The sequence below is a fragment of the Qingrenia yutianensis genome (assembly GCF_014385105.1).
In the GTDB taxonomy this organism is placed as follows: Bacteria; Bacillota; Clostridia; order UMGS1810; family UMGS1810; genus Qingrenia; species Qingrenia yutianensis.
This window is the reverse complement of the sequence record NZ_JACRTE010000024.1, coordinates 1-16,886: the sequence shown is the minus strand read 5'-3', so window position 1 is coordinate 16,886 and position 16,886 is coordinate 1. Positions and strand designations below refer to the sequence as shown.

Sequence of the window (16,886 nt, the reverse complement as noted above, 5' to 3'; positions counted from 1 at the left end):
TTGGAGCGTGTTTCAAAATATCCGAAAAGCACACGCTACGGCAGGCAAAACCCCATAACGGAGCGTTGGAACAGCGAGGAGCAGTTGCAAATATGGCGAAAAAACTGGGCGGATATTTCAAATAAATATCTTGAAATCACAAAGTCGGAAAACCGTATCGACCACCGAAGTAATAAAACAAGAGGCAGTGATGAACTGCCGACCGCACACGAGGGTGTTTATGCAAGAAGAATTGAGAAAAACGGCGGTATTTCAGAGCGTTGCGAAATCAACCGACAGATTAAGGCAGATAACAAAGTGTTGCGTGAAATCAAGGCAGCGATAAAGAAGCTGCTTGAAACCGCCGTACATACTATATTATCACTTGCAAACGCTCTTGAAAAATTGCGTGGAACTATGATTCATTGCAGATATATTATAAATTTTGCGGATAAGTGGAAAACCGCAAAATCTTTTGAAGCCGCACGCTTAAAAACAAATTATGACAATTATTTATCTGTTGCAACCAAATTAAAATCTAAAATTGACGAACGCAAGGTAGCACAAGTCGAAAAAGAGAAAACGCCGCCAATTAAGATTTTCAAGTATTGTGAATTAACTCAACAAATAAATGAACTATCCGAACAAATTGAGGAACTGAAAACCGAGAAAAACACGATTTTAGCAAATTTCAACACCAATGACATTCAGACAGTTAAGAACAAAATTACCGATATTCAAAAGGCGATGCCTGTTATGGAACGGCACTCTGCTGAAAGTGTCGCAAAACTTGACAACGCCGGGCAGGAATATGCCGAGTTAAAGGAACAGGCTCGTAATTTTGACATTGATGAGTTTTGTGAGCTTCGCCGAAATATCCGACCGCAAATTGAATATGACACCGAAGCGGAATTATATGATATTTACGGCGTTTCATTTTCACGAGGTATTTTCAGCACAGCAAAATCCGAAACCGACAATTTTATTGATGGTAACGAGATTTACTCTGTCCGCCGACAGCTTGAAAATTATAAACAACAGCAAAATGAACAAAAACACGAGAAATATCAGCTTTCTCACGATGATGAGGATGAATTGGAGTTATAATTTTTGAAAACATATGGCAGGATAAAAGAGTCAACCCCGAATTTTGTGTACATATGTATTTTACTCCTTCCAGAGTCCAAGAATATGTCCGCCCCCCTCTTCAAATTTTATTCTTCACCAAAATATTTAATATCCATTAGCTTTTTGTCGATAGCTTTAATTTGTGTTTCCATTAGGTTTGGTGAGTAAAGTCCGCGTTTTTCTGCAATACCGCCTTTTTCCATAGCTGTTTTGATTGCATTGTTTGCTTTATACATATCATCAAGGCTTTCTCTTACATTAAATCTGCCCGGTGATGTTGGGTCAGGAGGCCATCTTGAGTCTGATACCCAAGCAGATGCTAATGCCATCATAGCATTGTTTAAATCCATATCAAGTGTATCTAAGGTTTCACCAAGTTTTTCTGCAACTGCTTTAATGCCGTTTAAAATAGACATACATACAGGGTCCATAATTCTTGAATATTCTGTGTTTGCCCATGCCTTTGCAGTACCGCCGTGCCATGCAACACCGTTTTCGATGTTGTCAACATATGGATTTTCTAAAAGGTTGCCTTCTGCCAAAACTTCACTTGGAAGTGCAAATTCATAGCCTGATTCTTTTGCGGCATCTAAAATTTCTTTAAATCTTGCTACACTGTTTGGCTCTTCTTCAAAAAATCTTGCCTGATTAAACTGTTTAACATAGAAGTATGCACTTGAACCAATATATTCAGCATCTTCTGCATACGGCATAATGAACGAACCTGTTTCATTAATTCTATCCTGCCAGTTTTTAAACATATTTTTGATTTCGTTCATATTGATAGGCTCTTCTCTTAAGCCTTCTGTTGCACCCATTAAATACCACAATAAAAGGTTTGCCATACAGTCGCTTCTAAAAATCATTTTTAAACCGTTAGGAGCAACTGACGGATTTGTAATAAATTTCAAGAAATCAGGCTTATCTTTAATATATTCTTCGATTTTGAAAAGATGATTTTTGTTAGAATGTCCTGCAACATCAAACTGTAAGCCTGTTGCTTGTCTTATTTCGTCAAATGAAAGCATTAATGAGTCGGCATCCATAACAAGTGCTTCCATACCTGCTTCTTTATATATATCAGGAATATAGCTTGCCCATCCACATTCCGGATTCCAACCTATTACAGGGCGTTTACCTACATATTTTTCCCAAACATCAAGTGAATGTTTTAACGAATGTAAGCAAACCTCCTTTTGAATATTTGCAAGCATAAAGTGTATGTATGGGCTTGATACCGGTTCAACCTTACCTTCTGCAACAAGATTTTTTAATTTTTCTAAAACCTCAGGTGCCTGTTTTGCCATTTCTTCGATTGTAATTCCGCTTGCCTCAAAAGCAATTTTGTAATCTCCGCCTGCTACTAAATCAAACAATTTTTCGTAGCAGTTTTTCATTACCCAATATCTTCTTTCAGGTGCTAACTGCGAATATTGAATATTTGCGTGTGGCATAAAAATAATTTTTGACATTTTACTTATTCTCCTTTATCTATAATATATATTGAGTTTTATCTCATTTTAAACGGCAACTCAATATGAGTTGCCGTCTTTTTTTAGATATTAAATAATTAATATTATTCTGCACACGGTCTAATTGGTATAATAGATGTCATATCTCTAACTAAAAATGCTCTTAATTTGCCGGTTAAATTCTTTTTACCTCTAAACACAACCTTATCTGCTTTTGCAGGAACAGCAATATTAACAATTTCGCAATCAGTTAATAAATCGCTTTCATACTGTGCAACAATCATACAATAATTAACTGCGGTATCAGCTGCATTTGAAGCTACAAGCTTTGCATTGCTATCGTCAATTACAAATGCATAAACACCGCCTATTGGTGTTGTAGGTGCGTATTCAACATTTGACGCAGTAACCTTCCATTCATCAATATAAACTGCTTCTTTTTCGTTGTTTCCATTAAAAAATGCAAAATTCATTTCTGCAATATTAAGCGCTGTATTTGTATTTTTAATTGCATATTTAAGTTCATCGTCGACCCACATTTTAATATATTTGTTACTTGTATTTTCTCTTGGATACTGAATTACAACTTTGTGAGTAGTACCGGGTTTAACCTCTACATAATTCAATCCATTTCGCGCATCTTTATCAGTACCTATTCCAAAAGCAAAATATTTTCCGGAGCCATTAGATGTTTTTAAAATTGTTGCCATTTCTCCTGCGCCAAAATTAACAAGATATTCAAGTATACCATATTCATACTGCAAGGCGTCAACTTCAGGTAGATATGAGTTTTTACCTGCTAATTGTTTTAGCGTACCTGCATCCCAACTAAAGTTAAAATCACCTGCCGTCTTGCCTTCTGTATTTGGAAGTGTTAGTTTAAGCTGATTTTTCATTTGATCAATGCTATCATTTGAATCCCATTCAAAACCAACTGATTGCAGAACATTACCATTAGTAGAATCTGTTGAGTTAAGCGCCCAAGTAGGAACATTGCCATTTGCACCTGTAGCTTTATTATACATTCTTCCTGTTCCACAATCTATTCTGCTTATTTGTTTGTCATCAATCTCATTTACAATAATTGTATATTCAACTGGACTTTTACCTTCAGGTTTTAAAGTAAATTTATCACCTGTGCTTAACACCCCAGAGTTTAAAACTTCTTTTGAAGTTCCACCGGCTACACTTACTGCAGTTGTAAGCTCTGCACCTGTAGTACCATAGGGAACAGATATAGTTTTGCCCTCGTTATCAAATGTAGCATCAGCAATATCGCCTATGCTAATAATTCCGTCAAGACTAATTTCGTTATCTGTACCAATAACCTGCAATTTTGTCATATATGCATCAGCCGATTTCGAACCTTCGTTTAAAATTCTTAAGCGACAGTTATCATAATAAAGAGCTTGGTTATTATTATCAAAATAAACACCATCAATTAATTCATTATCTACAATAAGTTTCACATTATTGCCATAGGAATTATCAATTTTTCTATACTCAATTACAGCATTTATAACTTCATTTTTACTAACCTTTTTATAGCGTTTTACAGCAGTGCTTGTAGGCACATCAGCTGTACCAACACCGAACGCAACTGCGTTTGTACTTTTACCCGAGGTAAAAAGAACTGCCATATTATCCTCGGTAAAAACAATTTCAAACTCAACTCTTCCGTAAGCATTTGTCGCATCTTCCTTAGTTAATTGAAATACCGTTTTTCCAGACATAGCGTCAATAGAGCCATAAGAACTATATCCGTTTGCATTAAGATAATTGCCATAACAAAGATTATAATTAGAAATAATACCGGGATCCATTTTTGGAATTGTTAGCCTCATTGCGCCTGAAATAGCAGGTGACACACCGTCATATGATGTATTAAATTGCAATGCCTTACCTGTTCCAATACCCTCGTCATCTCCCACATCTGGTGTTGTTTTTACAATTGTGTCACCAGCATTACCGTATATTTCAAAACCTTTATGATTTTCTACGGTCATGTTTGTGTATTTACCTTTTTCAAATTTTCCATTAATCGTATCAATTTTAAAGAAAGTTCTGTCTGCCACAGCACTAACACTGAAAATTCCTACCGTACTTACGATAGTTAACACCATAGCAAGCGTAACTATAAGGGATATAACTTTTTTCATTTCTACACGCTCCTCGTATATTAAATATTTTCTTATCCATTATCCTCATATTATCATAGTTTTTCACAATATTAATATAAAAAAATACTGTTTTTTTATCAAAATTTTATGATAGGAAAATTCAAAAAAGTAATTTTTCTCAAAATTATAATAATTTAATAGTATATTTAAGTTTAAAATTTATTATACAATGTATATGTAGAAAAATTTAATTGGAGGTTTGAAATGAAAATTTGGTTAATGAATATCCTCAAAAAAACACTTATCTTTGTTATGATGTTGGAAATGATTACTCCTTCCCAAGTTGGTTTTGCATCAAGTGACGAAATTCTTTATGAAAATTATGCAAATACCCAGTCGGATGCACTTGTGATAACGAAAAATCAAGGATTAACATCACAGATAGTTCAAAATGCCGGATTTGACAGTTCGGACAACCCTGCCCTATACATTCACGGTATATTTACAGAAAGCTGTGTATCGGATAAAGCAGGAAAAAACTATACAAGTCTTAATTTTACAAAAATAAACAATACCTCTTATAAAAAATTTACTGTTAAATTTGACTTTAAATTAACCGAAAACAACACTTCGATTGCATTCAGAGGCAGACAGCATAATGCAGGTGTAGCAACAAATATGAAGCTCACTGCTGGAAAAGATGTTCCTGCAAACACTTGGAACCGTGCTGCTTTGGTGATGGGTGCTGACGGCATTGACAACACCTATAAAATATACTTAAACGGAAAAGAATATGTTTCGGGGGCAACCTCAGAAGAAAGCTATGGCTTTGCAGAATATGGCTGGCTATTATTTTTGGCAGATAAAGACCAAAATTACGGAATATATCTTGACAATATAACAGTGAGCGCAGGCGATATAGGATATAACGGCGAAACAAATACTGATATTACTTCCATTTCAAGCAACGCACAAATATCAGACAACAATATTTTATACTACCAAACAATAAATAAAGTATCTGATTTGGATATTTCATCTACAGATGCACAAAATATATTTTATTATAATTCTTCTTTTGAACAAATCAGTGCTGATGATGACATAACAAATGCATATGCAGTTGCACTTGTTAGTCAAAATGGATTATACAATTATTACTTTATTAAAGAATACACACCAAATGAAGATAGTGATAGTTATTTTAAAAAGAATATCAAGTTTACACTCAACAACACAGAACAAACAGCAACTGTAAAAACATCGCAATATATTTACGATATTTCATGCACAGATGCCGAATTTGAGATTGTATTCGACCAAAACATTGACCAAAGCAGTGTTAAAAATAATAATGTTTACATAGAAGATATTCAAAGTTCTGTAACTGCTTATCAAAACAGCATCATTATATCTTGCTCAGAACTTAAGCCACTCACAGAATACAAAGTTCATTTGAATAATATAATTTTTGAAAGCTCTGTTGCTGATAACTTTGAATTTTCTTTCGTAACATCTAACGACAATTCACAAAAAAGCGAACCTATGTCGGAATTGACTTTACAATCATCGTGGCAAAAATATGGTAATTTAGGCAATTTGTCAACTGATGAAAACGGCAACACAGCATCAGGAAGAGAAGGATATTACAGCGGTGTTATGCAAAAAATTCCGTTTGATACCTTTAGCAAATTAACCGGTGACAAACCGGGAGATAGCTCTGTTTATAACCTCAATTACAATATATCATTAAACAAAGACCAAAGTTCGCCTGAAGCATTAAAACTAATATTCAAATGGGTAAAAGAAGTTGAAGATAGCAATGGAAATTTAACTGAAGAATCTATAACCACCAATGACTTTAATACTACTTCAACATATTCTGTTCAAATAGACGATTCAGTTGCTGTAAATAAAGATATCACTTTAAACATACCGAAAATAATTAACGAAAATACAGATAATGCATATCTTAAAATAATTATTCAAGGAATTAAAGAACAGAAATTAAGTAGTTTCAGCGATTTTACCATTTCAAACTTTTCATTAAAAAAATATAGCAAATATGACACAATAAATCTTACCATTGATGATACAAAAACAATTAGAAGTGTTGATAATTCTATACTTGGCTACAGCCTTGAGGGGGCATATTGGCACTCTGATGATGAACAAGCAGTCGTGCCCGAAGGTTCAAACCAATTTAAACAAGAATTTATAACCAAACTAGAAGAATACACAATGCCAAAAATCAGAATTGGAGGATACAGTACAAACTACGAATTTTGGAAAGCTAATCTTGGCAGCTTGGAAAATCGTATCCCAACATATCAGATTGCACCTGAGTGGTCAAATCAAAAATATTGGCGAAAAGATATTGAATATATCGGCACATACGAACGGCTTAAATTAGCAGAAGCATTTGGCGGAAATAATGAAATAATTATGTGTGCTAACATATTTAGCGCACTTCCGGCTGATACTGATTACAATAAAAAGTATAAAACACCTATAACCCCTGAATTTGTTGTAGATAACTTGGGAAATATTAATTACGATGTGCTTGATAGAGTTACACGGGATTTGCTTGATTTAATAGCGTTTTGCACTGTTGATGCAACCGATACAACAGCACCAAGAATAGAATGGGCACAAAAGCGTGTAGAATTAGGACATCCTTCCCCATTTAATGTAACTTTATGGGAGCTTGGAAATGAACTTTATCTAAGAGGAATATCCGGCGAAAATTATGTAAAAATTTGCAACTACATAATAGAAGCAGTAAAGAAAGAATTTCCTGATGTTGAACTTGCCGTTAATGTTAAACCGGGATATAGTGATTGGCTTGAATATATTATAAATTCGCTTGGCACTAAAATTAACTATATTACAACGCACAACTATTACGGATATTATTCAATATCAAATTCTATTGCCGAACTTGAAAATATAGAAACTGCCATAGCAAATTCTAAAAATCCTAATCTTAAATACTTTATAACCGAAGGCGGTTTGTCAACATTTCAAAGTACATACACAGGACCTTCAAACACCTCGTTGGCAATGTGCACAAGCTTTGCTGATTATATAAATAGAATATCAAAATTTTCTAATCTTGATTCTTTCCAATATTTCGGCTCAGCTATTCAATTATGTTATTCAAACTATGGTTGGAAAAAAAGCGGAAGCAAAGTATCTGTGACTGATAACAATGAAAAAAACGGAGTTCAGGTTAGTGGAAGAAGTTATTGGGCAGACGGAGTTATTCAAGAAATACCGCTCACAGAGTTTTTGAAAAACAATCATACCATAGGAACAACGAAAAGCTATAATATATCATACGATATTAAATTTACAGCAAATACAACCGAACCCTTTGAGGTGAAATTTGAGTGGTATGACAACGAAAACTACTTAATCACCGCTTATTCAAGAGTATTTGAAAATTACAATGACGGCGAATGGAACAGTATCACTTCTGACACTAAAGACATTACAATCCCATCATCGATAGAAAACAAAAAAACTGCATATCTTAAAATATCTGTTGTCGGTGCAAAAAATTCCGGTACAAATACTTATGCAGATATAGAAATTAAAAATTTAAACCTTTTATCAACCGCAGGAAAAAATCTTGTTAACAACCAAATTGCCAATATATATACCAATACAGCACTTTCAAACCTTATGAAAAAGTATAGCAAAGGGCTTAACGGAAACATAATTTTAACTGAAACAGATAATAAATCTTCTAACAGAGATATATCTACACTTGCAGTGAAAAATAATTCTACTGTTTATCTTTTTGTATCAAACTTATCAGAACAACAAGATTACAAAATAAATATAAATTCAAGTAATCAATATATAATAAAAAGCAAGTATACAATGAATGCAAATGATATTTATTCGGAACGAAACTTGATTTCAGATGATATTTATGAAATCTACGAAGAATTTACACAAGGCAAGCAATCATTAAAATCATTGAATATTCCAAAACACAGCGTATCAGTATTTGTTATAGAAAACTGCGGAAATAAACCAATTTCCGAACAAGTTTCGTTTGAAAAAAGCGCTGTTAAAATTGCAGGAAATAATTCAAGCAAAAGCGCTTCACTTATAGCAGTATTCTATGATAGCAATAATTCTATAATAAATTGCATAATAAAACCTTTAGAGGAAAATAAATCTTTTGAATACGAAATACCCATGTCAAAGGAATATTCAGCACTCAAATTGTTTAAATGGGATACAACAACATTATTCCCACTTGCCACAAAAGAAATTTATACCCCACATTAAATTTCTTAATTTTAAATACGGGAGTGTGAGACTTTTTCTGTAAATTAGATTTTTCTATGACAAAATATTTGTTTTTTATGGGCAGAAAAGCCATATTACAGCTTTTCTGCCTTAGCTGTAATATAGCACGGATTTTACGGCATGTCAAGGGAGCCCTCGCAAGAGAACGTGAATTTTACCCTTGTACATGGCGGAAAATTTGTGCTAATTAAGCCTTCCGTCATACATGATTGACAGCTCGCCATAGACTTTGCCCCAATTTCTGAGCGGCATTGTCCATTTTTTGCTGCCTCAAAAGTTGCCAAATACAGTGCCTTTAAAAGTGCCGTATCGCTCGGAAATACGCTCCTTTGGCTGTTTAATCGGCGCAGTGCGCTGTTCAGGCTTTCTATCGCATTGGTCGTGTACATAACCTTTCTGACATCTGCCGAAAACTTGAACTGGTGCTATATTGAATATGGCGGACAAGGTTGAACACCTCGGCCGCTATATTCAAAAGTCTCACACTCCCGCGATATGTGACCGAATTGTACATGACTCATATTCAATTTTGATTGAATGCAAGGAATCAATGCGAAAGCGTAAAGGTGTAACAGATATTTAAGGTACCTTTGGTGCATCGGGCTCTGCCCGAACCCGAGGTTTAACGCTTTAAGGTTTTCCAAGGAGAGTGGTTTATGTACCGGCAAAAAGAAAGAGTGACACACCCAAAGTATCACTCTCCTTGCTAAACCCCATATGCGGCGCTCAGGTCGCTCCTCAGCGTTGCCTTATCCTCCGAAATGGTTAAAAGCAATTTAATGATATCATTCATATTAAGGAATGTCAATGTACAGTTATTCCGTCGTTACTGTTCAGTTTTAAGCGACAGAAGTGTTCAATTTGAAACGGCCAGGGTGTTCAATTCGACCGCCGTATTCAGTTTTGATGTTGTACTCCTCAATTAAGCCGGCTATGATGTTCTTTTTCCCTCCGCTCATTCTTTCTCTTCTGCGTCTTGCCATAAAAAATTCCTCCTATGATATTATTTATATTCTATCATAGAAGGAATCTTTTTTACAGACTTTTTTTCACACTCTCCTCTGCGCCCTGAACTGTTTTGGTGTCATTCCTGTATGTTTTTTAAACACATAATCAAAATAAGACTGTGAAGAAAATCCACTTAATGTTGCTATTTCAGAAATAGATGAAAGATTTATAATTAAAAGTTCTTTTGCTTTTTTTATTCGCTTATTTAAAATATAATTATGAGGCGACATACCCATTTCACTTATGAACAGTTCTCTTAGGTATATAGGGCTTAGATGAACTGCCTCGGCAATATCATTTAAAGTAATTTCATAAGTAAAATTATCATTCATATACTCAATAGCATTAAGCACAGCAGCATTTCTTCCAACAGCTTTCCGTTCCACTTTTTCATTATAAACATATATCATTTTTATCAGTTTTAAAACTTCGCTATAAATTCCAATCGAACGAATAGGGTCAGATTTAAAATTAAATGTGCTTATCATGTTACTATAAATATCATAAAATTTTTCAACATGATTTATTCTTGTAATAGTTGGCAAATTTGAAAGCAAATCAGAAATAGAATTTTCTTCAGTAGATAAGTGAATATAATAACAACTATACGGTTTTGTTGAACGTCTTACCATTCCGGGCTTTATGCATAAAATATCTTTAATTGATACTTCATGGCATACATTATCAATATGTATTGTTGCATTATTTTTAATTGGCATTTCAATTTCAAAATCTTGAGCCTTGCGCGGCGAAGTAATATTTACGTCTGGGTACCGTATTGACATATCAAACACGCCTGCAGTGATAATATCCGGAAGTTTAAATGGCATAAATAACACCTCACTATCTTATCTATGTTTAACTATATCATATTTCTGAAATTTTTACAATCACAACTATATAAAATACATAACTTACCAACCAAAATTGATTAAAAACCCACATATAATTAACTTGTATGTGGGTTTTTAAAAAATTATTTTTTTGCGTTCATAATAAGTACACCTGATTTTGGAACATCAAAATATCTAATGCTCACCAATCCTGTTTCACCGCTTTGAACGACATTTCCCATACAATCATAAATATCATAACTATATGAAGAATTCAGGTTATTTCCATCAACATATAGGCCTAAAACACCCGTTCCGTTGATTAAGGTAATACATTCATAATCCTTATCGGCAATAAACAGTTTTTCAGAATATAAAACAGATACTAAATTATCATCATCTTTAGCTGTAACTATACTGTAATTTGCAGAAGGCGCTTTAGCATATAACTCACCATGCATAAGCGTATCGCGTTTACTCTGCCATAGTTTAAGGTAAAATTCCAACATATCGTAATGATTTTTGCTTAGTTCATTTATTTTTACAGAAATTTGCGGAACAGAAAACATTACATTTATTATCTGTTCAGCGGCATCTTCCGGGGTATCATATTGCTCCCACATAAGCATATCCGAATGAACAGCTGCTTTTTCAGTAGTTAAACGAAGATTTATTACAGCTACCCTATTTTTAACACTATCCTGTGGGCAATCTTCAGCTCGCAGCATATTGCCGTATTTTTGCATAATGGGACCAACATATCCTTGCCTGAATTCTATTAAAAATCCTGGTTTTATCGCATTAAGACGCTCATTCACTTCACAAAGAAGAGTGCAAATAGCATCTTGAAGAGATTCTGTGTCCATATCAGGATGAGAAGTTTTACTAACATCTGTTAAACGAAACCGATCAATAAAATCTAATTTTAAACCGTCCAAATCCCATTCGCGAACTGCATTTTCATAAATATCACACAAATATTTACGAGTTTCAGGATAACGAGGGTCAAGAACATATGCCATTTGACCCTCTCTAAGGTCATTAAGATACATATCCTTAAATCGCTCTCTTACCTCAGCAAATTCGCCAACAAACGGAACGGCGAACCAAAGCATAACCTTCATACCTAATGAATGTACTTTGTCTGAAAAGCTCTTTAAATCAGGGATTTTATTTTTAGCTGCCTTCCAATCTCCGCAATAGGCATATCCCCGTGCGCTGGTTTCAAGCTGCCAGCCATCGTCTATTATAACAGTTTTCATACCTAATTTTGCTGCAGCCTCTAATTCAGGAATAAGTGCTGCATCTGTCACTCTTTGATGGTATGAATACCATGTTGAATACAAAAGGTCAAAAGCAGCTTCAGGTTTATCGTCAGATGCTCCCTCTTTATCAGACCAACATTTAACAGCCTCTGATATTATATTGTTATATGGAAGCTGTCTTGCATCAATAACTAACTCTGTGCTGTATTCTGATATTTCTCCAATGAGCTGCGAGAAAAGCACAAGCTTCCATTCAATTTTTCCGTTTTCTTCAAGAATACCCGACCTTATAGTAATAGGTGTTCTTACATCAGAAAGATAGACTGATGCACGGTTATTGTCATCGCTTCCAATATAGCACTGAATAGGCATTCCATGACCTGAACGAGATTCTGTCTCAAGCTTACCCCAATTAGGACGTAATTTTCTATCTTGAAAAACAAGCGGACTCCAACAAGTAAATGCACCGTTAGCAGGTGTAAACCAGCTTATCTCAATAGGTTCCGGTTTTACTTTTTTTCCAAAGTTAATATCAATTTTTATTTTAATATAATCATCACTTTGACTCGCACATGTCAAATCAATATCTGAATTGCATTTGAATGTATAATTTAAAATCTTAGTTTCCATAATTGTCCCTCTTATATAATTCCATTTTGTAAAGTTAAATGAAAGTTGAGACCTTGAACTCCTTATGGTATAATGGTTTTACCACTAAAACCTATACCTCCCTGAAAATCAGAGAAAGAAGACAAGATCTCATGGATAAAATTATACCAAATTGCTGCCCAAAATGCAACTCCAAAAAACTCTATAAATACGGCAAAGATAAATTTGGCAATCAAAAATATCAATGCCCTATTTGTAAACATCAATTTGCACCCGACGCTCATAAAAAAGAGCGTTCTCGCAAATATCCTTCTTGCCCCAAATGTGACAAGTCTGCATTTCTTCATCACGATTATGACGATTACTCAAATTATCGCTGTTCCGATAAGAAATGCAAGCATTCATTTTTTCAAGCTAAACCTACCGTAAAGTTACCGCCGTCTATGTCCAACATCATTGGCAAGGGCAATTTCAAACGTATGCGGCATAGCATTCATTTGGTTATTACTGCTCTTACCTTGTTTTACATAGGTGACTCATCTTTTCGCAAGATTACCACAATGCTTGAAATGCTTTTTAACATCCAAGTTTCTCATGTCACTATCAGTGATTGGTGCAAAAAATTTGCCCCTATATTTCACTCTAAAACCCTTGCTCTTATGTCCTTAATGAATTTTGATTCGGATGAATGGCACGCCGATGAAACTGTTGTCAAAATATTAGGCAAGAAGTATTATTTTTGGTTTATCATTGATAGTGAAACAAGGTTTGTTTTAGGGTTCCACCTATCACCTTACAGAGATTCTCCGCAAGCTTTCAGTTTGTTTAATAGTGTAAAACAGTATGGCATACCTAATGCTATCGTTACTGACCGTTATTCGGCTTACAAAGTACCTACAAAGTCTATCTTTGGCGTTCCTCATATCAGAGTTGCGAGCTTTAAGGATGATATTTTCAACAATGTTATCGAAGCTTTTAACAAGCAATTCAAATATTGGTACAAAACCAGATACGGCTTTAACTCATTTGAAAGTGCTAATTCAATGATTATGATGTTTGTATTTTTCTACAATTTCATCAGACCTCATAGTTCACTTTCTAACTCCACTCCGGCTCAGGTTGCAGACTTAAAATACTCTAAGCGACAACAAAGCACTTTGTTGTTCGCATCCTTATTTCCGCCTACTTATTTTTCAAATGACCGCACTGTGATTTGTACCCAACGGGGCAGACTCTCATAGGGCGTGCGTCAGCACGTTAATTTTTACCCTTGACAAATTACAATCGAGCATTTATAAGCTTTCGGGCGAAAATCTGCGATATTTTGTAAAATCATTATTCCATTCTTTCATTTTTACTTTACACTACCTATAATTCAAATACATCAACCTTTAACAGCACCGGCAGCAAGACCAGATACAAAATATCTGTTTCCAAATGCATAAGCTATTAGAACAGGTATCAATGATATTGCAGAGCCTGCTAACATTAAATTCCAAGATGATGCGGCCTGCCCAGTAGATTTTAAAGCAACAACACCGGCAATTAATGTTCTTTGACTTGGATTTCCAAGTGTAAAAATTGTTGGCATAAGGTATTCATTCCATGTAGCTGAAAACGATAAAATTCCAAGCGTTGCCATAACCGGTTTAAGTAACGGAAGAATTATGCGAAAGAAAATTCCTGCAAATCCGCAACCGTCAATTTTTGCAGCTTCGTCTATTTCTTTCGGAATAGCTTGTACAAACGAGCGAACCAAATAAATACCTGTAACATTTATACCAAAAATTTTAACTACTATAAGACCAAAAAGCGAACGGTTAAGGTGTATATGGTTTAAAATATTAAACAATGGATAAACAGTTATAGTACCAAGGCTTATAAAAAGCAAAGCAGAAAAGCAACCAAATACTATCTTTTTGCCAGGAAATTCTCCTCTGGCAAAAACATAACCTTCCATTGAAGATTTCATTACCGAAACAAAAAGTAAAATCAGTGTGTAGTATAAACTATTCCACAATAATTCCTTTACTTTAAAATCTTCTGAATCCCAAGCCAATTTGTAGTTTTCAAATGAAAATTCCTTTGGAAATATAGTACCTGGGCTTGTAAGTATTTCTGCATTCGGCTTGAATGATGCCATAAATGTATAAAGAACAGGAAATATCTGCACTATAAGAAACATTATCAAAAAGGCATAAATAATTGACTTTTTTATTATATTCATTTTCATAACACATACCTCCTATTAATTTACATCTGACAATTTAGAACTCAATTTGTTATACAAAAGTGTAATTAATGCCAAAATTATTGCAGTTGTAACAGCAAGTGCACAACCGTATCCGATATTTACATATTCATTTGCAAATCCCGGTACGAAAGTATTTGTAAGATAGGGCATTACTGTAAATGTTTGTCCTGCAGGTGCTCCGCCTGTTAATACAAGAACAATGTCACTTGTGTGAACCGTTCCTATAATTGACATCATAAGTATTATTTGAAGCACAGGTGCAATACCGGGAACAGTTACATGAAAGAATCGTTGCCATGCATTTGCACCGTCAATTTTTGCGGCTTCATATAAATCATCAGATATATTGCTAAGTGCAGATATAAAATACAAAATATTTATACCGATTGAATGCCATGTGTCTGCAATTACAAGAACTGTTAATGCAGCAAATTTTGTTGAAAACCAGTTCATATTTGATTCAAGCAAACCTGTTGACTCAAAGAAATTGTTCATTACACCAAAATATGAAAACATATTTGAAAAAATAAGTCCGACAATAGCTATTGAAATAACATTTGGCAAAAAGAACATTGTTCTGAAAAATCCCGAACCTTTAAGCTTTTTTGTAAGCAAATTCGCAACAAAAAGCGCAAGCGGTATTTCAATTGGAATTTTATAAAATGCAAACTGAATGGTAGTTAAAAATGTTTTCCAATATGTTAAATCATTCTTAAATATGTTTATAAAATTAGCCCATCCAATAAATCTCAATGAAGAGGGTGTACCAGTATAACTAAACCATGAAAGTCTTATTGCCCAAGCCAATGGATATAATACAAATACTAAAAAACCTATAATATCTATTGACAGCATTAAATATGAACACATGGTTGTATTTCTATCATATTTACCAAATAACTTGTTGCTCTTATGCTTTATTTTTCTTGACGAAGTTTTAAGCATTGGTTTTATTCCTCCTTACATAAGATTTTATCTTTTTACATCATAATTTACATCAATATAGGCTTCCCTTTTTCCGTTTGTAGCCTGTAGTTTTTTGTCTATACCTGCATTTGAACGACGAGATAAATCTGCAAGACCTTTAGAAAGACTGCCAGTTTCTCCCCAAAAATCTGTCTGGAACATAGTTTTAAAATCAGGTGTTCCTTCAAGGTCTGTTGGCATTCTTGCAGGTTCTGCATAACTTATGCTTAATAATTCACCAAATTTTCCCCAGGCCTCGTGAACATTATCATTAGGTTTTACATTTTCGATTATAGAAACATCTTTAGGAATTGCACAGCCGCGTTTATATAATTCACGTAAAACTTCTTCGCCATGGAACCATTTGTATATTTCAAGTGTTTTTTCAGCGCCCAATCTTTCATACATTTCACGGTTTATAACAAGTCCGCCGCCGCCGGAAATTCTGTGTTTATACTTTTCATCCTTATTTTGTACAGGATACTCACCGATTGTCCATTCACATTTTGCAGGGAACTGTTTTGTAAATACTGCAACATCATATGAACCTGCAAATATCATACCAATTTTTCCTTCAGCAAAAAGTGCTCTTGCTGAATCGTTGTCAAGACCTTCAGCATCAGGATATATACTCTTGTCATTTTTTATATCTAGCAAAAGCTGGATTGCAGGCTCAAGTGTTTCATAGTTATATATACCTGTTTTATGATCGTACCCTGCTGTGCCATTTGACGGGAAGCCTAAAAGATATGAGTTTTGATAAAAGTTTCCGTCTTTAAGAGGGAATATAAATCCATATTCGCCTGCTTTTTCATTTGTCATTTTCTTTGCATATGCACGAAGTTCTTCGAAAGTTTCAGGAAGAACAACATTTCCGCCAGCATCAACAAAGCCATTCTTTTTAAGCATATCAACATTGTATGCAA

11 protein-coding genes and 1 pseudogene are annotated in these 16,886 nt (G+C 34.4%); 3 read left to right on the top strand and 9 right to left on the bottom strand.

The window, feature by feature from the left end:
* On the top strand, positions 1-1,086 hold a 1,086-nt coding region (locus tag H8706_RS10980; protein WP_262432657.1), incomplete at its 5' end, for a MobA/MobL family protein.
* Between the two features lie 107 nt (positions 1,087-1,193).
* Here the strand turns inward: H8706_RS10980 and H8706_RS10975 are convergent.
* Together H8706_RS10975 and H8706_RS10970 are read right to left on the bottom strand one after the other, a co-directional pair.
* Positions 1,194-2,579 carry a glycoside hydrolase family 38 N-terminal domain-containing protein gene (locus H8706_RS10975; protein WP_262432656.1) on the bottom strand — a complete coding sequence of 462 codons (1,386 nt, stop codon included), beginning with the start codon at positions 2,577-2,579 and terminating at the stop codon, positions 1,194-1,196.
* Between the two features lie 104 nt (positions 2,580-2,683).
* Complete coding sequence (locus H8706_RS10970) at positions 2,684-4,738, bottom strand: hypothetical protein (protein ID WP_262432655.1); 2,055 nt, start codon at positions 4,736-4,738, stop codon at positions 2,684-2,686.
* 225 nt (positions 4,739-4,963) lie between these two features.
* Between H8706_RS10970 and H8706_RS10965 the strand changes: the two genes are divergently transcribed.
* Positions 4,964-9,004, top strand: coding sequence for a hypothetical protein (locus H8706_RS10965; protein ID WP_262432654.1), 4,041 nt, complete (start codon positions 4,964-4,966; stop codon positions 9,002-9,004).
* Positions 9,005-9,208: 204 nt separating this feature from the next.
* On the opposite strand, the pseudogene H8706_RS10960 reads toward H8706_RS10965, so the two are convergent.
* The 4 genes and pseudogenes from H8706_RS10960 to H8706_RS10945 form a co-directional block, all read right to left on the bottom strand.
* Positions 9,209-9,444: pseudogene (locus tag H8706_RS10960) on the bottom strand (transposase); the annotation flags it as partial.
* Positions 9,445-9,864: 420 nt separating this feature from the next.
* Complete coding sequence (locus H8706_RS10955; protein WP_262432653.1) at positions 9,865-10,008, bottom strand: hypothetical protein; 144 nt, start codon at positions 10,006-10,008, stop codon at positions 9,865-9,867.
* Between the two features lie 66 nt (positions 10,009-10,074).
* The gene (locus H8706_RS10950; RefSeq protein WP_262432652.1) at positions 10,075-10,863 is read right to left on the bottom strand and encodes a helix-turn-helix transcriptional regulator; all 789 of its coding nucleotides are present in this window, start codon (positions 10,861-10,863) and stop codon (positions 10,075-10,077) included.
* Positions 10,864-11,009: 146 nt separating this feature from the next.
* Complete coding sequence (locus tag H8706_RS10945; RefSeq protein WP_262432651.1) at positions 11,010-12,761, bottom strand: glycoside hydrolase family 36 protein; 1,752 nt, start codon at positions 12,759-12,761, stop codon at positions 11,010-11,012.
* Between the two features lie 131 nt (positions 12,762-12,892).
* Here H8706_RS10945 and H8706_RS10940 point away from each other — a divergent pair, with 131 nt between their 5' ends.
* Positions 12,893-13,981 (top strand): IS6 family transposase, encoded by a 1,089-nt coding sequence (locus H8706_RS10940; protein WP_262432650.1) that lies wholly within the window; start codon positions 12,893-12,895, stop codon positions 13,979-13,981.
* Between the two features lie 143 nt (positions 13,982-14,124).
* Here H8706_RS10940 and H8706_RS10935 read toward each other — a convergent pair whose 3' ends face one another.
* From H8706_RS10935 to H8706_RS10925, 3 genes are all read right to left on the bottom strand, one after another.
* Positions 14,125-14,973, bottom strand: a complete 849-nt coding sequence (locus H8706_RS10935; RefSeq protein WP_262432649.1) for a carbohydrate ABC transporter permease — start codon at positions 14,971-14,973, stop codon at positions 14,125-14,127.
* A 15-nt stretch (positions 14,974-14,988) separates the two neighbouring features.
* Positions 14,989-15,939, bottom strand: a complete 951-nt coding sequence (locus H8706_RS10930) for a carbohydrate ABC transporter permease (protein WP_262432648.1) — start codon at positions 15,937-15,939, stop codon at positions 14,989-14,991.
* A gap of 27 nt (positions 15,940-15,966) precedes the next feature.
* Positions 15,967-16,886, bottom strand: a 920-nt coding sequence (locus H8706_RS10925) for an ABC transporter substrate-binding protein (RefSeq protein WP_262432647.1), incomplete at its 5' end; no start/stop codon positions are given.